General features: G+C 69.8%; 21 protein-coding genes. 16 read left to right on the plus strand and 5 right to left on the minus strand.

The genetic code is table 11. The annotated features are described in order from the left end of the window. Positions 1-13: 13 nt before the first annotated feature. Entirely contained in the window at positions 14-499 is a 486-nt protein-coding gene (locus ACIRON_RS13895) for a DUF1992 domain-containing protein (protein ID WP_402992861.1), read from the plus strand. A gap of 14 nt (positions 500-513) precedes the next feature. Then, entirely contained in the window at positions 514-861 is a 348-nt protein-coding gene (locus ACIRON_RS13900) for a hypothetical protein (RefSeq protein ID WP_402992862.1), read from the plus strand. Here the strand turns inward: ACIRON_RS13900 and ACIRON_RS13905 are convergent. Both ACIRON_RS13905 and ACIRON_RS13910 read right to left on the minus strand, forming a co-directional pair. Continuing rightward, positions 858-1,298: an iron chaperone gene (locus ACIRON_RS13905; RefSeq protein ID WP_402992863.1), complete on the minus strand. Its 441-nt coding sequence runs from the start codon at positions 1,296-1,298 to the stop codon at positions 858-860. The genes ACIRON_RS13900 and ACIRON_RS13905 overlap by 4 nt on opposite strands. 75 nt (positions 1,299-1,373) lie before the next feature. After that, positions 1,374-2,051: a TetR/AcrR family transcriptional regulator gene (locus tag ACIRON_RS13910; protein WP_091044157.1), complete on the minus strand. Its 678-nt coding sequence runs from the start codon at positions 2,049-2,051 to the stop codon at positions 1,374-1,376. Between the two features lie 103 nt (positions 2,052-2,154). Between ACIRON_RS13910 and ACIRON_RS13915 the strand changes: the two genes are divergently transcribed. The 4 genes from ACIRON_RS13915 to ACIRON_RS13930 are packed head-to-tail and all read left to right on the plus strand — an operon-like array spanning position 2,155 to position 6,643. Continuing rightward, entirely contained in the window at positions 2,155-3,312 is a 1,158-nt protein-coding gene (locus ACIRON_RS13915; RefSeq protein ID WP_402992864.1) for an acyl-CoA dehydrogenase family protein, read from the plus strand. 13 nt (positions 3,313-3,325) lie between these two features. Next, positions 3,326-4,327: a diiron oxygenase gene (locus ACIRON_RS13920; RefSeq protein WP_402992865.1), complete on the plus strand. Its 1,002-nt coding sequence runs from the start codon at positions 3,326-3,328 to the stop codon at positions 4,325-4,327. After that, positions 4,314-5,138, plus strand: a complete 825-nt coding sequence (locus ACIRON_RS13925; protein WP_402992866.1) for an alpha/beta fold hydrolase — start codon at positions 4,314-4,316, stop codon at positions 5,136-5,138. Before ACIRON_RS13920 ends, ACIRON_RS13925 begins: the two co-directional genes overlap by 14 nt. Further along, complete coding sequence (locus tag ACIRON_RS13930) at positions 5,135-6,643, plus strand: flavin-containing monooxygenase (RefSeq protein WP_402992867.1); 1,509 nt, start codon at positions 5,135-5,137, stop codon at positions 6,641-6,643. The genes ACIRON_RS13925 and ACIRON_RS13930 overlap by 4 nt, the downstream gene beginning before the upstream one ends. On the opposite strand, the gene ACIRON_RS13935 is transcribed toward ACIRON_RS13930, so the two are convergent. The 3 genes from ACIRON_RS13935 to ACIRON_RS13945 are packed head-to-tail and all read right to left on the minus strand — an operon-like array spanning position 6,640 to position 8,931. Further along, complete coding sequence (locus ACIRON_RS13935; protein ID WP_402992868.1) at positions 6,640-7,521, minus strand: RimK family alpha-L-glutamate ligase; 882 nt, start codon at positions 7,519-7,521, stop codon at positions 6,640-6,642. The genes ACIRON_RS13930 and ACIRON_RS13935 overlap by 4 nt on opposite strands. Positions 7,522-7,553: 32 nt before the next feature. Continuing rightward, positions 7,554-8,195: a class I SAM-dependent methyltransferase gene (locus ACIRON_RS13940; RefSeq protein WP_402992869.1), complete on the minus strand. Its 642-nt coding sequence runs from the start codon at positions 8,193-8,195 to the stop codon at positions 7,554-7,556. A 16-nt stretch (positions 8,196-8,211) separates the two neighbouring features. Further along, on the minus strand, positions 8,212-8,931 hold the full coding sequence (locus ACIRON_RS13945) for an IclR family transcriptional regulator (protein WP_402992870.1): 720 nt from the start codon (positions 8,929-8,931) through the stop codon (positions 8,212-8,214). Positions 8,932-9,083: 152 nt separating this feature from the next. On the opposite strand from ACIRON_RS13945, the gene ACIRON_RS13950 reads away from it, so the two are divergent. The 10 genes from ACIRON_RS13950 to ACIRON_RS13995 all read left to right on the plus strand — a co-directional run bounded on the left by ACIRON_RS13950 (position 9,084) and on the right by ACIRON_RS13995 (position 17,495). Then, entirely contained in the window at positions 9,084-9,668 is a 585-nt protein-coding gene (locus ACIRON_RS13950) for a tripartite tricarboxylate transporter TctB family protein (protein WP_402992871.1), read from the plus strand. A 4-nt stretch (positions 9,669-9,672) separates the two neighbouring features. Then, the gene (locus ACIRON_RS13955) at positions 9,673-11,178 is read left to right on the plus strand and encodes a tripartite tricarboxylate transporter permease (protein WP_402992872.1); all 1,506 of its coding nucleotides are present in this window, start codon (positions 9,673-9,675) and stop codon (positions 11,176-11,178) included. A 36-nt stretch (positions 11,179-11,214) separates the two neighbouring features. After that, a complete protein-coding gene (locus ACIRON_RS13960; RefSeq protein ID WP_402992873.1) occupies positions 11,215-12,210 on the plus strand; it encodes a Bug family tripartite tricarboxylate transporter substrate binding protein in 996 nt (331 codons plus the stop codon). After that, positions 12,210-12,893, plus strand: a complete 684-nt coding sequence (locus ACIRON_RS13965; protein WP_402992874.1) for a methyltransferase — start codon at positions 12,210-12,212, stop codon at positions 12,891-12,893. Before ACIRON_RS13960 ends, ACIRON_RS13965 begins: the two co-directional genes overlap by 1 nt. After that, the gene (locus tag ACIRON_RS13970; protein WP_402992875.1) at positions 12,890-13,291 is read left to right on the plus strand and encodes a universal stress protein; all 402 of its coding nucleotides are present in this window, start codon (positions 12,890-12,892) and stop codon (positions 13,289-13,291) included. Before ACIRON_RS13965 ends, ACIRON_RS13970 begins: the two co-directional genes overlap by 4 nt. Positions 13,292-13,324: 33 nt before the next feature. Next, entirely contained in the window at positions 13,325-14,143 is an 819-nt protein-coding gene (locus ACIRON_RS13975) for an NAD(P)-binding domain-containing protein (RefSeq protein ID WP_402992876.1), read from the plus strand. Next, positions 14,140-15,483 (plus strand): TRAP transporter large permease subunit, encoded by a 1,344-nt coding sequence (locus ACIRON_RS13980; protein WP_402992877.1) that lies wholly within the window; start codon positions 14,140-14,142, stop codon positions 15,481-15,483. The genes ACIRON_RS13975 and ACIRON_RS13980 overlap by 4 nt, the downstream gene beginning before the upstream one ends. A gap of 15 nt (positions 15,484-15,498) precedes the next feature. Then, the gene (locus tag ACIRON_RS13985) at positions 15,499-15,747 is read left to right on the plus strand and encodes a hypothetical protein (protein WP_402992878.1); all 249 of its coding nucleotides are present in this window, start codon (positions 15,499-15,501) and stop codon (positions 15,745-15,747) included. Next, positions 15,744-16,721, plus strand: coding sequence for a cyclase family protein (locus tag ACIRON_RS13990; protein WP_402992879.1), 978 nt, complete (start codon positions 15,744-15,746; stop codon positions 16,719-16,721). The genes ACIRON_RS13985 and ACIRON_RS13990 overlap by 4 nt, the downstream gene beginning before the upstream one ends. Positions 16,722-16,787: 66 nt before the next feature. Beyond that, positions 16,788-17,495, plus strand: coding sequence for a CPBP family intramembrane glutamic endopeptidase (locus tag ACIRON_RS13995; RefSeq protein WP_402992880.1), 708 nt, complete (start codon positions 16,788-16,790; stop codon positions 17,493-17,495). The last annotated feature ends 7 nt before the right edge of the window (positions 17,496-17,502 follow it).

Consider the following 17,502-nt stretch of genomic DNA (forward strand, 5'->3'; position numbering starts at 1 on the left):
ATGGTGAAGAAGCGTGCACGACCCGTACGCCTTCGCGATCGATGATGCGGTGGCTGTCGCGTTGCTCGCGGACTTCCAGGTGCGCAAGGCGATCGCCCGTGGCGACTTCGACGACCTGCCGGGCGCAGGTGAGCCGATCGATCTACCGGATCACCACGACCCGGAGTGGTGGGTCAGGAGCCTCATCGAGCGTGAGCACATCGCGCTGCTCCCGCCGTCCATCCAGCTCCGCAAGGACGATGCTGCGCTGGACGCGCGCTTGGATCAGCTGGCGGACGAGAAGGCCGTACGTCGCGAGATCGACGACTTCAACGCTCTCGTGATCCGCGCCCGCTACGAGCCGCCGGCGGGACCGCCGCTGATCACGATGCCTCGCGACCCCGACGCCACGGTCGCCGGATGGGCCGACCGTCGGGCGGCGCGAGGCAGGAAGCCGCGCGAAGCGGCAGGCACAGATGTTCGGCGAAGCCGCAGGTTCCGGCTCTTCCGTCGCCGCTGAGCTACGCTCCCTCAATGGCCGACCTCGATGCCGTCGAAGACCGGATCTGGGCGCTTCTCGAGCGTTACCGCAACGAGCTCGAGGACGCGACGATCTACGGGATGCCGTCGTTGCGCTGGCCGGGCGCCGGCGCACATGACTACTTCGCCGCGGTCAAGCGAAGCGCGCAGAAGGTGAGCCTCTACGCGATCGCCGTCGACACCTGGCCGGAAGCGCTGGAGGACTCATCGGAGGCGTTCCGCAAGCGGCGTACGGGCAAGGCGACCTTCTCCTTCCCCACGTTGGACGAGGAGATGGCCGCCGAGCTCGCAGGGTTCCTGGAACGGCTCTATCAGCCCTACCGCGAGCATCACGCCGGCTAGCGGACCGCCCGCTTCACCAAGTCGGTGAGCTTCTCCTCGACGGCCGAGGTCATCGCGGTGACGGCGAAGACGGTCGGCCAGATGTCGCCGTCGTCGAGGTTCGCCCACTCCTGGAAGCCGACCTCGGCGTAGCGCATCTTGAACTTCCCGGCGCACTTGTAGAACACCACGACCTTGCCGTCGGCGTTGGCGTAGGCGGGCATGCCGTACCAGGTCTTCGGGGCGAGATCGGCCGCGTGCGTGGTGACGATCCGGTGGAGCGTCTCGCCGATCGCGCGGTCGTTGTCGTCCATCGCCTCGATCTTCTCGAGGCAGTCGGCGAGGTCGGCCTCGGCCTTCCTGCTGCCGGTGCCACGCTTGGCGGCCGTCCTGCGCTCGGCGGCGGCCTCCTTCATGGCCGCCTTCTCTTCCTCGGTGAACGTGCTGCTCTTCGCCATGGTCTTTCCTTCCTCGGTCGGTCTGTTGATACGAGCCTAAGGAGGTGGGGGCTCCGTGCGCTTCTTCGTTCCTGATCAGTCCAGCGGTCTGAAGACCATGTCGTCACGGACCTCGAGCCCGAGGTCGTCGAGCATGTCGATGAGCACGACGACGACCTGCCGGGTGAGCCGGTCGACGAGCTGGTCCCGGGTCTCGTCGTGGTGGTCGAGCCACCAGATGATGCTCGCGTCGACCATGCCCATGAGGCCGGCGAGGATGCCGTCGGAGGGGGTGCCGCTCACCTCGGAGGCGCGGAGGTAGGAGCCCATGGCATCGATGAGCTCGTCGAGGAAGCGGTTGCGTCCCATCCGGGCCCGGTGCAGCGCCCTGGTCTGCTGCTGCGCGGCGACGAACCGGTAGAGGTTGGGATGCTCGTCGGCCCAGACGACGCAGGGCTCGATGACCCCGCCGATCACCTCGCGCGGGGTCCCGGCGCGGGCGAGATGAGGACGTACGCGTCGGATCAGCTCGGTCGACGCGAACCGGACGACCTCGGCGTCGAGCTGCTCCTTGCTGGCGAAGTGCCGGTAGACGTTCGGGCGGGGGAGGCCTGCGCGCTCGGCGACCTGCGCCATGCCGATGCCCGGCCCGCGCTCCTCGATCGCCTCCACGGCCGCCTCGACCACCTGGGCTCGCCGCGCGTCGTTGTCGAGCGCCTCCTTCGCCGAGCGGCGCCGGACGGTGGAATCGACCCACTTGACCACGTCAACCACATCGTCACCCTAGCGAGACAGCACCGGCTACACCTTGTATCCAGGAGATAAGTGGGACACCATGTCTCTGGAAACACCCTGTACCCAACCCGAAAGGCCACGCATGTCCCGCCGCTCGCCCTGGATGGACCAGGACCTCGACGACCTTCGCGACCTTGCCCGGACCTTCTTCGAGAAGGAGGTCAAGCCCAACATCGACACCTACATCGCCGACAAGCACGTCGACCGTGGCCTGTGGCGCAAGGCCGGCGATCTGGGTCTGCTGTGCCTCTCCATCCCCGAGGCGTACGGCGGCGGTGGCGGCACCTTCGCCCACGAGGCCGTGCTGATCGAGGAGCAGGCCCGGGTCGGCGACACCGCCTTCGGTGCCTCGCTGCACAGCGGGATCGTGGCCCACTACCTGCTCGCGTACGGCACGGAGGCGCAGAAGAACGAGTGGCTGCCGAAGCTGGCCTCCGGCGAGGTGGTCTCCGCGATCGCGATGACCGAGCCCGGCACCGGCTCCGACCTGCAGGGCATCCGCACCAAGGCGGTCAAGGACGGCGAAGAGTACGTCGTCAACGGAGCCAAGACGTTCATCACGAACGGGCTCCTGGCCGACATGGTGCTGGTCGCGGTCAAGACCAACCCGGAGGAGGCTGCTGCCGGGATCTCCCTGGTCATCGTGCCGACCGACACCCCCGGATTCCGCCGCGGCCGGGTGCTCGACAAGATCGGGATGAAGGGGCAGGACACCTGCGAGCTCTTCTTCGACGACGTACGCATCCCGGCCTCGAACCTGCTCGGCGACAAGGAGGGCGACGGGTTCGTCCAGCTGATGATGCAGCTTCCGCAGGAGCGGCTGATCGTGGCCGTCGGCAGCGTGGCCGCGATGGAGTTCTGCTTCGAGGAGACGCTCCTGTACGTCAACGAGCGCACCGCCTTCGGCCGGCCGGTCTTCGGCTTCCAGAACACCAAGTTCGAGATGGCCGAGATCGCGACCGAGGCCCGGGTGGCGCGCTCCTTCATCGACGAGTGCGTCGAGCTGCACGTCAAGGGCGAGCTCGACATCCCGACCGCCGCGATGGCCAAGTACTGGAGCTCCGAGCGCGCCGGCATCGTCGTCGACAAGTGCGTCCAGCTCTTCGGCGGCTACGGCTTCATGGAGGAGTACCCGATCGCGCGGGCCTTCACCGACCTCCGCGTCCAACGCATCTACGCCGGTACCAGCGAGATCATGAAGGAGATCATCAGCCGATCCCTTCCGGTCCCCACCCGATGAGAAGGAGATCGAGATGAGCACGACGACGAGCCCGACGACGAACCCGACGGCGAAGCAGTCCTACTACGACACGCTGCGGACACTCTCCGAAGCCTCGGTGGACCAGCACTTCCAGGCGTTCAAGGACATCAAGTGGGACGATCCCGAGTTCCACCTCGACCCGAACGACGAGCGCTTCGTCCTCACCGACGCCGACGAGATCGGCCGTCACGAGTGGTACAAGTCGCTCTCGAAGGAGCGGCAGATCCAGATCGGGGTCTACCGCTACGCGCAGATCGCGAAGGTCGGGCGCCAGTTCGAGCAGGTGCTCATCGCGGGCGTGATGCACCACCTGATCCTGGCGAAGGACGGCAACCCCGAGTTCCGCTACGCGATGCACGAGGTCACCGAGGAGACCCACCACATCCAGATGTTCCAGGAGTCGGTCAACCGGTTCGTGGAGAACTCCGGGGTCGACGGCGTCGCCGGGGCACCGGGGTGGTTCGCCTGGCTGGCTCCTCTGGTGACGTCGGCCGGGACCTGGTTCCCGGAGATCTTCTTCGTCGGCATCCTCGGCGGCGAGGAGCCGATCGACCATCTGCAGAAGAGCATCATGCGCGCCGGTGGCAGCCACCCGCTGATCGACCGCGTCATGCAGATCCACATCGCCGAGGAGGCCCGCCACATCGGGTTCGCGCACCAGTATCTCGAGCACCACTGGCAGCAGATGAACCCCCTCAAGCGGCGCGCGCTGACCTATCTGTTCCCGGTGGTCATGCGACTCCTGTGCGACGTGATCATGGTGCCGAGCAAGCAGGCGCGCGAGGACATGGGCATCCCGAAGGACGTCGCCAAGGAGATCTGGTGGGACTCCCAGGACTCCGAGAAGCTCCTGCGCGACCTCTTCTCGGACGTACGCCTCCTGGCCGACAACCTGGGGATCCGCAAGGGACCGGCCAAGCTGGTCTGGCGCGCCCTCGGCATCGACGGGCGGGCCGCGCGCTACCGCGCGCAGCCGTCGAGTGCGGCGGTCTGAGGTGCTGGCGTACGAGAGCACCGGCTCGGGCGAGCCGCTGCTGATGATCCACGGCATCGGTCACCGCCGCCAGGCCTGGCACCCGGTCGTCGACCGGCTCGCCGAGCACCACGAGGTGTTCCTCGTGGACCTGCCCGGCCACGGCGAGTCCCCGGCCCATGTGGCCGACGGCCGCTCGCCCCGGCAGGCGCTGATCGACCCGCTCGAGGAATTCCTGGCCGCGGCCAGCCTGGAGCGTCCGCACGTCGTGGGCAACAGCCTCGGTGGTGTGGTCGCCCTGGAGCTGAGCAAGCACGGGCTCGCTCGCAGCGTCACCGCGATCTCCCCGGCCGGCTTCTGGCGCAACGACGTCGAGTTCGCCTACGTCCGCGCGCTGTTCGCCTCGGTCATCGCGACCTCGGGGGTCCTGCGGCCGGTCGCGCCGTGGCTTCTTCGTCACCCGTGGGGCCGGACGCTCGGGCTCAGCTGGCTGACCGCCCGGCCGGCGGCGATCCCGGCAGACGTCGCGTACGAGGACCTGTGCAACATGCTCGACTCCAAGCAGGCGCTCCGCGACATCATCCGCGGCGGCTACCTGTTCGACGGTGCCGTGCCGGCCGATGTGCCGATCACGATCGCCTGGGGCACCAAGGACCGGGTCCTGCGTCCCTATCAGGCCGACCAGGCACGCGTACGCCTCCCCGGAGCGCGCCACGTCGAGCTGCCCGGCTGCGGTCACGTGCCGATGGCCGACGACCCGGACCTGATCGCCGACACCATCCTCGCGACGACCCTGGACATGACGAACACCGACCTTCGGAGGACCGCATGACCACCCAGCGCCACGTCGACGTCCTCATCGTCGGAGCCGGTCTCTCCGGCGTCGGCGTCGCCAGCCAGCTGACCCGCGAACGGACCGGGCGGACGTACGCCATCCTCGAGCGCCGCACCGCGATGGGCGGCACCTGGGACCTGTTCCGCTACCCCGGGATCCGCTCGGACTCCGACATGTTCACCTTCGGCTACGGGTTCCGGCCGTGGAACGGGACCAAGGTGCTGGCCGACGGCCCGAGCATCAAGCGCTACATCGAGGAGACCGCGGACGAGTACGGCGTCACCCGGCACACCCACTTCGGCCGCAAGGTCGTCTCCGCGTCCTGGTCCAGCGAGCGTGGCCTGTGGACCACCACGGCGCTCGACGAGACCACCGGCGAGACGGAGGAGTGGACGAGCCACTTCCTCGTCGGCGCGACCGGCTACTACGACTACGACCAGGGGCACCGCCCGACGTTCCCCGGCGAGGAGCGGTTCCAGGGTGAGCTGATCCACCCGCAGCACTGGCCCGAGGACCTCGACCACACCGGCAAGCGCGTGGTCATCATCGGCAGCGGGGCCACCGCGATCACCCTGGTCCCCAACATGGCCGAGAAGGCCGAGCACGTCACGATGCTGCAGCGCTCCCCGACGTACGTCGTGCCGGTCCCGGCCGAGGACCCGGTCTCCGCGGCGTTCAACCTGCTCAAGGTGCCGACCCGGGCGGTCTACGGCACCGGCCGCGTACGCAACATCCTGCTGCAGCAGGGCATGTACCGCTTCTGCCGCACCGCGCCCAAGGCCGCCCGGAAGGCGATCCTGGCCGCGATCCGCGCCCAGGTCGGCAGCGCGGTGGACATGAAGCACTTCCAGCCGAGCTACAACCCCTGGGACGAGCGGCTGTGCGTGGTGCCGAACGGCGATCTCTTCTCTGTCCTGCGCCGCGGCGAGGCCTCCATCGTCACCGACACGATCGACACCTTCACCGAGACCGGCATCCGGCTGGCGTCCGGCGAGGAGCTCGCGGCCGACATCGTCATCACCGCGACCGGGCTTCGCATCCAGCTGCTCGGCGGCATGCGGATCGAGGTCGACGGCCAGCCGGTCGACACCCGCGACCGGATGCTCTACAAGGGCACCCTGGTCGAGGGCGTGCCCAACGCGATGATCGTGATGGGCTACACGAACGCGTCGTGGACGCTGAAGGCGGATCTCGCCGGCGCCTACCTGTGTCGTCTGCTCAAGCACATGGCGCGCAGCGGCTACGGGGAGGTCGTGGCGGAGGCGGCCGGGGACGAGCGTGAGGAGGTCTCGGTGATGGGTGCCTCGATGCGGTCGGGCTACATCCAGCGCGGCGACGCCGTGATGCCCCGCCAGGGCAAGCGGGCGCCGTGGCAGATCCGACAGGACTACCTGTACGACACCCGCGAGCTCCGGCTCCGTTCGGTCGACGACCCGAACCTGCGGTTCACGCCGAGGACCGCACCGGTCGCCGAACAGGTCGCCGAGCGGGTGCCTGCCTAGCGCCCGTCCTGCGGTGACGTGAGGACGGCGGCGAGCCGGTCGGCTGCGGCCGGGTCGGCCTGGGGCAGGAAGAGCGAGGGCTCGACGAGCTCGACCTCGAGGACGCAGTAGCGGCCGTCGTTGTCCCGGACCAGGTCGATCCGGGCGTACGTCGGTGTCCCGAACCGGCTGGTGACCAGGTCCACGGCGGCCTGGGCGACCTCGCTCTGGTCCTGGGCGGCGGTGTGTGCCGCGTTGGTCTCCACGGCGAAGAGGTCGTCGACGGCGCCGGCCCGCGGCAGTTCGACCCGCTTGCTGGCGGCGTGGCTGAAACGGCCGTCGAAGAAGACCATCGGCCACTCGCCGTCGACGGGCACCGACTTCAGGAACGGCTGGACCAGCACGACCTGGCCGTCGGCGTGGAGGCGGGCGACGTGAGCCGCGGCGGCCGCGTGGTCCTCGGTTCCGTAGGAAGCCGCGTCCCTGCTCCCGGCCCCGACCGCGGGCTTGACCACGAAGTCGCCGTCGGGAAACTCTGCCGTCGAGCCGGGCTCGACGAAGACGGTCGGCGTGATCGGCACCCCGGCGGCCTCGAGCTCGGCGAGATACCTCTTGTCCAGGCTCCAGCGCACGAGCTGCGGTGGGTTGACCAGCTCGGTGACCTGGGTGACCTCGTCGAGCCAGGACAGGAACTCGGCCAGCCGCTGCGGATAGTCCCAGGTCGACCTGAGCACGACCCGGTCGTACGCCGCCCAGCCGACGGTCCGGTCGTCCCAGTCGACCACATCGACCGTGACCCCGGCGCGGGCCAGCGCAGCCAGGGCGAGCGGCTCGTCGTCATCGCGCCCGCGTGCCTCTCGCGCCGTCACCCATGCCAACCGGTCGATCTCGTTCACCATGCTGCGCACTATGAACGCTGGTTCGTGCGCGATCAAACCGGTGCCCGCGCGAAGACGATCGCGCCCGGCACCTCGTCGTCGGGCCGCATCAGGAGCTCGGCCTCGATGCCGAACCCGGCCTCGCGCAGCCACCCCGAGATCTGCTCCGGCCGACGTCGGTGGCTGTCCACGCCGATCGGCCGCCCGGTGTAGCCCGTCGTCGACCGCCGAGTCTCGTCGCCGACGTGGAACCCGACCAGCACCGACCCGCCCGGCCGCAGCACCCGCCGGAACTCCTCGAACACCCCGGGCACCGCCGCGTCGGGGATGTGGATGACCGACCAGAAGGCGAGTACGCCGCCGAGCGAACGGTCCGCCAGCGGAAGGTCGGTCATCGACCCGACCTCGAAGGCGAGATCCGGATGATCCCGCCGGGCGATCGCGATCATCTCCGGAGAGAGGTCGATGCCGAACGCCTCTATCCCGAGGTCGTGGAGGTGCTGGGTGACGTACCCGGGGCCGCAGCCGACGTCGGCCACCGGCCCGCTCCCGCCATCGCGCACCGCCTCGGCGAACACGGCCAGACCGGCACGCAGGTACGGACGATCGTCCAGCAGGCCGCGTACCTGCTCGGCGTAGCCGGCGGCATCCGTGTCGTAGGACTCGCGGGTCTCGTTCAGCCAGCGGTCGGACATCGGGAGCGACTCCTCGTCAGCCGAGCCGGGCCATGAGCGCGCCGGCGGCCTGGCGCACCTCGTGCCCGAGGGGAGTGGGATCGGTGAACGCCGGGTTGCTGGTCTGGCCGGAGACCTGGATCGCCGCGAGACATTCACCCTCGGGACTGAGCAGGGGTGCTCCGACGGAGGATGCGCCGACGACGCGCTCGTCGTGGGAGGCCACCCAGCCGCGCCGGCGGATCTCCTCGAGCTCGTGCCGGAAGTCGTCGGGGGAGATCTGGGTCCCGTCGGCCCTGGTGAACTCGCTGAAGCCCTCGAGCTCCTCGGGATCCATGTACGCCGCGATGACCTTGCCCGCGCCGAGGTGGAGCGGGAGCCGCTCGCCGATCGGGAGGACATAGCGCAGCGGGTCGTCGCCCTCGACCCGGGCGATCACGGCGCGGGAGGATCCGGAGCGCACGAACACCGACGCGGTGAGCCCGGTGGCGGCGGCGAGCTGCTGCAGGATCATCGGCGCGGTGGCGGCGAGCCGGTTGGTGGCCAGGTAGGCGTGCGCGCCGAACAGCATCGCGACACCGGTGCGGTAGCCGGTGCCGTCCTGCTCGACGCGCCCTCGCGCCTCGAGCGTGCTGAGGATGCGCTGCGTCGTGGCGACGTGCAGTCCGGCACGGCGGGCGACCTCGCTCAGCCGCAGCGGCGTACGTGTCGCCTCGAGCACCTCGAGGACGTCGATGGCTCTCTCCAGAGAGCGCATCGTGCTTGACGGTTTCTCCTCGCTCACGTGCCTCCTTCGTTTCGTCGCGACGCATCGAATCCTCGCACCCCTGAGCGCGAGGGCTTGACAGGGTGACGGCCGTCACGGATAGTTCCTCATGCCGTGATACATCTTATCACAGAATGAGAAACATGAGCGACTACACCAACATCCCCGCCACTACGGCGGTAGCCGGTCCAGCGACCGTCGACGAGCGACGCCGGTCCGTCCTGCCGTTGCTCGTCGCAGCGCTCGTCGTCGCGATCGGAGCAGCCGCGTTCATCGGCTCGCGCTCGCTCGGCTACTGGGACGACCTCGGGCCGGGGCCCGGGTTCTTCCCGCTCTGGCTGGGGGTGCTCCTGGTCGTACTGGGGCTCATCTGGTTCGGCCAGGAGCTGCGGGCACGACTGCGCCCGGCCGGCTCCGGCGGCCAGGACGGGCCGGCCGCCGAGACCCGGACGGACGAGGAGGAGACACCCGACTACTCGCCGCGGACCGTGCTGGCGATCCTGGTGAGCCTGTGCGTGCTCGCCGCCTGCCTCGAGCCGGTCGGCTACCAGGTCAGCATGCTGGTCTTCCTGCTCTTCCACCTGCTGGTGGTCGGGCGCCGGGGACCGCTGCAGTCGCTGGTCATCGCCGTGATCGGAAGCTTCGGCGTCTTCTACGCCTTCACCCGGCTGCTGACGGTGCCGCTACCGGTCTCCAGCATCCCGTTCCTGCGCGACCTGGGGCTGTGAGGTCATGGAATCGTTCACCGCACTCCTCGACGGCTTCGCCTCCGCGCTGACCCCGCAGAACCTGCTCTTCGCCCTGATCGGCTGCCTGCTCGGCACGATCCTCGGCATCCTGCCCGGGATCGGGTCGACCGCCGGCATGGCGATCCTGATCCCGCTCACCCTGACGATGGACCCGGCGAGCGCCATCATCATGCTGGCCGCGATCTTCTACGGAGGTGCGTACGGCGGGACCATCACGAGCGTCCTGCTGAACATCCCGGGCGAGGGCGAGTCGGCGATCACCTGCATCGACGGCTATCAGATGACGCTGCGTGGCCGGGCCGGGGCAGCACTGGCCACGGCCGGGATCGGCTCGTTCATCGGCGGCACGATCGCGACCCTCGCGCTCGTCGTGGCGGCGAAGCCGCTCTCGGAGCTCGGCCTGCGTATCGGGCCCCCGGAGTTCTTCTCCCTGGTGCTCATCGGCCTGGCGCTGCTGGTCGGCCTGGTGGGGCGCTCGGTCCTCAAGGGGCTCATCTCGGCCTGCCTCGGCCTGCTGATCGCGATGGTCGGCATCGACCCGGTCCTGGGCATGCCGAGGTTCACCTTCGACCAGCCGCACTTCTTCGACGGCATCAGCTACGTACCCGTCCTGGTCGGCATCTTCGGGCTCGGTGAGCTGCTCGCCACCAGCGGTGGCGCGGCTCCGAAGCCCACGGCCCCGACGCTCCGGCAGCTGCTCCCGACGAGAACCGACCTGCGCCGTGCCGCACCGGCGATCGGGCGAGGTGCCTCGATCGGCACCGTCATCGGCCTCATCCCGGGGGTGAGCTCGGCGATCTCGTCGCTGCTGGCCTACAGCACCGAGAAGAAGGTCTCCCGGCACCGCAAGGAGCTCGGGACCGGCGCGATCGAGGGCGTGGCCGCTCCCGAGACCGCCAACAACTCCCACAGCAACGCCGCCTTCATCCCGCTCTTCACGCTCGGGATCCCGGCCTCGCCGGCGATCGCGGTGCTCATGGGCGCCTTCCTCCAGAACGGGCTTACCCCGGGACCGCAGCTCTTCACCGAGGCGCCCGACCTGGTCTGGACGGTGATCGCGAGCCTGTTCGTCGGCAACCTCCTCCTGCTGGTGCTGAACGTCCCGATGGTCGGGCTGTGGACCCGGATCCTGGCGATCCCCTACTCGGTCCTGCGCGCGGTGATCTTCGCCTTCATCGTGATCGGCTCGTACGCCGTCAACAACAGCGTCATCGACATCTACGTGATGGTGTTCTTCGGCGTCGTCGGCTTCGTCTTCCGCCAGGTCCACCTGCCGCTCGCGCCGCTGGTCCTCACGCTCATCCTCGGCCCGTTCATCGAGAGCGCGCTGCGGGAGTCCCTGCAGATCTCCCAGGGCGACTTCGGGATCTTCGTCGACCGCCCGCTCTCGCTGGTGTTCCTGCTGGTCGCTCTCGCGATCCTCGTCGCCTCGGTGCTCAGCGCCGGGCTGAAGAGAAAGGCGGGACTGCCCACCGACGCCGAAGTCTGATCCCGCCTCCCCAGAAACCGACGAAAGGTCATCTCCATGAACCGCGCACCCCGCGCACTCACCCTCACCGGCATCGGCCTGGCGTGCCTCTCGCTCGCCGCCTGTGCCCAGTCCGGAACCAACGCAGCGACCGGCGACTACCCGGGCAAGCCCATCGAGCTCGTCGTCGGGTACGACGCAGGCGGCCCGACCGACATCGGCGCTCGCATGCTCGCCCAGGAGCTCGAGGACAAGCTCGATGCCACCATCACGGTGGTCAACAAGCCCGCGGCCAACTCCCAGGTCGCCTACACCGCGCTGACGCAGGCCGAGCCGGACGGCTACACGATGGCCGCCACGACGTTCCCGTCGGCGATCATGACCGTGCTCGACGAGAGCCGGGGCGCCTCCTACGAGCGCGACAGCTTCGCCCCCGTGGCCCTCCAGGTCGTCGACCCCACCGCTGTCGCGGTCGCTCCCGACAGTGACATCAAGACCCCGAAGGACCTGGTCGAGGCCGCCAAGGCGGAACCCGGCAAGCTGCGCGCGACCACGACCGGCGTCGCGAGCAACGAGCACTTCGCCCTCGCCAGCCTGAAGGAGGTGACCGGCGCCGATCTCGCCCCGGTCCACTTCGCCGACGGCGGCACCGCCGCCACCACCGCGTTCCTGGGTGGCAACACCGAGGTCCTGCTCGCCAACGTGAGCGACCTGCAGCCGCTGGCCGACTCCGGCAAGGTCCGGATCATCGGCGTCATGGACGCCGAGCGTGCCGAGTCCCTGCCCGACGTACCGACGTTCGAGGAGTCCGGCTACGACGTGGAGATCTCCTCCTCCCGCGGCTACTCCTTCCCGGCGGGCACGCCCGACGAGGTCGTCGAGGAGATGTCGACCGCCATCGGCGAGGTGATGGAGGACCCGGCGTTCCAGAAGAAGATGACCGACGCCGGCCTCGCCCCGTCCTACCTGGACGCCGACGAGTACGCCACCTACTGGGACGAGACCGAGAAGACCTTCGGTGACCTGTTCCCGCTGGTGAAGGCGGACGACTGATGACCGACAGCATCCTCGCCGACCAGCAGTTCAACCCCGGCGGCCGCGTCGCCACAGTTCGGCCGCAGCGTCCCGACGACGCCCTGCTCGACAGGTTCCGCCGTCTCCCCACTGCCAACATCGGCGACGCCATGGATCGGCTGGGCTCGGTCGACTCCGTGATCACGCCCGCCTGGCCCGGTGCCGGCATGGTCGGCACCGCGTTCACCGTCTGGACCCGCCCCGGCGACAACCTCGGCATCCACGAGGCGCTCACCCAGGTCGAGCCCGGTGAGGTGATCGTCGTCAGCGGCGGCGCCGACGAGTCGCGCGCGCTCATCGGTGAGCTCATCGGTGGCAAGGCCAAGGCGCGCGGTGTCGCCGGGTTCCTCCTCGACGGCGCGGTCCGCGACGCGGAGGGCCTGGCCGAGTACGACATGCCCGTCTTCGCCCGCTCGCGCACACCAGCCGGCCCCTACAAGGACGGCCCGTACGCCCTCTCGGTCGATGTCGCCGTCGCCGGGGTGGTCGTACGTCCCGGCGACATCATCGTCGGGGACGCCGACGGCGTCGTCGTGGTTCCCCTCGAGTCCGCGGCCGTGATCGCGGACCGTGCCGAGGCCAAGCACGCCGCCGAGGAGGCGACCCGTCGCGACATCGACGTCTCGCTCGGCCTCACCGAAGCCGCGGGACAGCGGCCATGACGATCCTCGTGGGCTACATGCCCGGCGACGCCGGCGAGCGTGTCCTCGCCGGCGCTGTCCGGGAGGCGAAGACACGTGGCGGTCCCCTCCTCGTCGTGAACTCCTCGACGGGCGGCGCCTATGCCGACCGCGGCCTCGTCCCGGCCGCGGAGCTCGAGGCCGTGCGGCAGCGACTGGCCGACCAGGGCCTCGAGGTCGAGGTACGCCAGTGCGCCGAGGCCGTCTCCGTCGCCGAGTCCCTCGTCGACGAGGCGGAGCGGGTGAGCGCCGACCTCGTCGTCGTCGGTCTCCGCCGCCGCTCGCGCACCGGGAAGTTCCTCCTCGGAAGCACGGCTCAGACCGTGCTGCTGCGCGCCCCCTGCGACGTCCTGGCCATCCGGATTCCCGCGGACGACTGACCCTTGACCCTCCCCAGCACCGAAAGTTCGACGATGTCACACAGCACAAGCTCCGACAGTCCGCTCCAGGGCGCCAGCGTGGCGATCCTCGGCCTCGGCGAGGTCGGCCGCATCTACGGCACCGCTCTCGCCGAGGCCGGCCACCGGGTGACCGGCTTCGACCCCTACCTCAGCGAGGCGCCGGGAGGCGTCGAGGTCGCGGACACGCTGGAAGAGGCGGTCGCGGGCGCCCAGATCGTGGTCGTCCTGACCGCGGCCTCGGCGAGCCGCTCGGTCGCGGAGACGGCCGCCGCCGCACTCGCCCCGGGTGCCGTCTACGCGGACTTCACCTCCTCGGGACCGTTGGAGAAGCGGGCGCTGGCCACGGTGTTCGAGGGGCGCGAGGACGTACGCCTGGTCGATGTCGCCATCCTCGGACCGGTCATCCAGATGGGCACCGCCACGCCGCTGATGGCAGCGGGGCCGGCCGGTGACGCGGTGGCGGCGCTGATGCGGCCACTCGGGACCCCCGTCGAGGTGGTCCACGGAGACCTCGGCGACGCCATGGCGCACAAGCTGCTGCGCAGCGTCTTCATGAAGGGGCTGGCCTCGGTCGTCGTCGAGGCGGTCGGTGCCGGTCGTGGCGCCGGGATGGAAGAGTGGGTCCGTGGCCAGATCGCGGGCGTTCTCGCCGGGGACGGACAGGCGGTCATCGACCGCTTCCTCACCGGTACGTCGAAGCATGCCGCCCGGCGGGCTGCGGAGATGCGTTCGACCGGCGCCTACCTCGCGGCCCTGGGGGTTCCTGCCGAGATGACGGATGCCTCGATGACAGCGATGGAGCGGATGGCCGCTGACGGGAGCCGGTCGTGATCGGCGTCTGGGCGCTCGGCGTCTACCTGGCGGTGATCCTGGCCTGGACGACCGTTCTGCGCCGCAACGTCGGCGAGGCGATGGTGGTGGGGTTCGTCGTCGCCGCGTTGTTCAACGGCAGCCAGTTCCTCAGCGCGGGCTGGGACGCCCTCTACGCCGCGATCGTCGACGAGATCGTCTACGCCACCGTCATCTTCGTCTTCATGGGCTACGTCCTGGAGAAGGCAGGCGTCACCCACCGGATGATCGACCTGCTCGACGCCCTGATCGGTCACCGCCGCGGCGGCCCGGCGTACGTGTCGACGGTCGCCTCCGCGGGGCTCGGCAGCATCGTCCACAACCAGGCGGCGATCGCCGCCACCGTCGGGTCGGTGACGATCCCGTGGATGGAGCGCACCCGCGTCGACCGCACCACGGCCGCCACGATCGTGGCCGGCAACGCGGGCATGGGCATCACCTTCCCGTTCAGCGCCTCGATGTTCGTCCTGGTCGGCTCCTCGGTCGGCGGCGCCCTCGTCGACATCGACTCGCTGATCGTGCCGCTGCTCATCGGTGGGCTGTGGTGCGTGCTGCACCGCTTGATCGTCACCTACCTGCTCGTACGCCGCTCCACCGCCGGCGGCGGTCCGACCGTGTCGCGCAGCGGCCGGGACGTACGGGCTGCGTTCTCCAACGGCTGGCCGACGCTGCTGCTGTTCGCGGGGATCGCGATCCCCATCGTGCTCACCACCGGCGCCGTGGCGACGGCGCTCACCGAGCGGATCGACTCCGATGTCACGGAGGCGTTGAGCCCGATCTTCTGGATGCCCGTCATCCTCATCCTGATCGGGCTGTTCCTCGGGCGTGATCGACTGCCGCGCAGCGGCCGCGGCTGGGTCGAGCTGATCGGCGGCTCGGCACCGCGGTTCGGGGTGGTGGGGCTGACCGTCCTGTTCGCGTTCGCGGGTGCGAACGCGCTGGCGACGACCGGTCTCCCCGATCAGCTCGCCGGCCTGCTCGGTGACCTCGACCTGCCCGTGTGGCTGCTCGCCCTCGTCATCGGGATCATCGTCGTCGCCGTCGCGGCACCCCTCTCGAGCACCGCGACGATGGCAGCGGTCGGCGTGGTCGGCGTGGCCGCGCTCGCAGCCGCGGGCGTACCCGCTACGACCGCCGCGGTCGCGGTCCTGATCTTCTCCTCCTGCGAGGCCGCCGTGCCGCCGGGCGGAGCGCCGCTGTACGTCGCCTGCGGCATCGCCGGCGTGGACCCGCTGCACACCTTCCGCAGGATGCTCGCCTACTACGCTCTTCCGCTGCTCGGCATCGGGGTGCTCGTCGCCTCCGGCGTCCTGCCTGTCTGAGAAAGGGATGGAACCATGACTCGATCGATCCTCCGCACCGTCTTCACCGCGTCGTTGATCGTCGCGCTGCTCGGCGGTGTCGCGCTCATCGGCCTGCAGGCCGTGGGCCTGGTCGTCGGCAGCCAGGCAGTCGTCGTCGGCCCGAACGGCCTGTTCAAGACGATCCTGTGTGTCGCCGCCTCGACCTCGGCCGTGACGGCCTACCTCCTCACCCACGTCGGTTCCGAGGCGACGGTACGTGACGACGCGGAAGCAACCAGATGACCACGCACGACCGCCCGAGCAGGGCCGAGCTCCACGACCGACCCGGCCAGCTGCGAGGGACGTCCTGGGAGCTCTTCGAGGACCCGTGGCGCGGCACGCCGTCGTTCGCGGACGAGGAGAGCGTGGTCGCCGCGGCCGGACTCGTCCAGCTGGGCGAGACCTTCGGGATGGACTACCCGATCAACGCGTTCATGCCCGGGATGTCCAGGGCCAGGAAGCCTGCCGAGCACGTCATCTACGGCAACCACCCGGCTCACCGCGACGACTACCTCGACGGCTACTACCTCCAGTCCTCGACCCAGGTCGACGGGCTGCGGCACCGGCGTGCCGACGACGTCGGGTTCTACGGCGAGACCGCCGACGAGCTGATCGTCCCCGGCACCGAGGAGATCGGCATCCAGGTCTGGGCCGACCGCCCCATCGTCAGCCGGGGAGTCCTCGTGGACATCGCCGGCCTCCTCGCCCGTCGCGAGGAGACTCTCGACCACGAGGCGGGCCAGCCGATCCCGTACGACTACATCGATCAGGCTCTCACCGCGCAGGCGGTCGAGCTGCGTGCCGGTGACGTCGTCATGCTCCACACCGGATGGTGCGAATGGTTCCTGGAGCTCACCGCCGAGCAGAAGCTGGCTCAGCAGGCCCTCGGCCGCGCCACGGGCATCGAACAGAGCGAGGAGGTCCTCGACTGGGCCTGGGACACCGGCCTCGCCCTGCTCGCGGCGGACACCTTCGCGGTCGAGTGCCTGCCGCCCGTCCCCCACTCGCCCTTCGTCCGGTCGGCGCCGAACGACCGCGGCATGATGCACCAGGAGTTCCTGGCCAAGCTCGGCATGCCGCTGGGTGAGCTGTGGAGGCTCGGCCCGTTGGCCCGCCGCATGGACGACCTGCAACGGTGGGAGGCCTTCCTCAGCGTCAAGCCGCTCAACGTCACCGGCGCGACCGGCTCACCGGCGAACGCCGTCGCGATCATCTGATCGGTGCCTCGATCGCCCGCTAGGTTGGACGGTGAACGCAGCCGTCACCGGAGCGAGGGGAGTGCCGTGCGCAGCTGGGTGCGCAGGTCCTTGTGGGACGTCGTCCCGCGCGATCACCGGCAGGGTGACGCCGCGCTACGTCGCCGCCAGCTGGTCACGGTCTGCTTCGTCGTGCTCGGCGCGGTCGTGCTCGGGGTCTCGCTGCGGATCGAGCCGGGCAGCGTCTGGTTCTATCCGGCGGCCTTCGCCCTGGCCGGAGTCTGGGTCATCGGCGCCTTCGCGTCGGGGCCGCTCCATCTCGGCCGGATCGACGCCTGGCGCCGACGGGGGCAGGGAGAGCGCCGGTTCGTACGCCCCGTGCTGCCGCCGATCCTGCTCGGCCTCGGTCTGGCCGGGATCTTCGTGATCGGCGGTCTCGTCGTGCGCGAGATCCCGTGGCTGGACCGACAGGTGCGCTCGGTGCTCGACTTCGCCGACCAGGGCTCGCTGCCGATCCTGGTCGTGGTGACGGCAGTCAACGGGGTGGCGGAGGAGCTGTTCTTCCGCGGCGCGGTCTACGCCGCCCTCCCGCGCCACCCGGTCGCCTGGACGTCGGTGGCCTACGTGATCGCGACGCTTGCGACCGGCAACGTGATGCTGGCCTTCGCGGCGATCCTGCTCGGGGTCGTGGTCGGGCTCGAGCGGCGTGCGTCCGGTGGTGTGCTCGCGCCGATCCTCACCCACTGTGCGTGGTCCCTGTCGATGCTGCTGGCGCTGCCGCTGCTCTTCGGGTGAGACGCCC

The sequence above is a fragment of the Nocardioides sp. NPDC101246 genome (assembly GCF_044767415.1).
Classification (GTDB): Bacteria; Actinomycetota; Actinomycetes; order Propionibacteriales; family Nocardioidaceae; genus Nocardioides.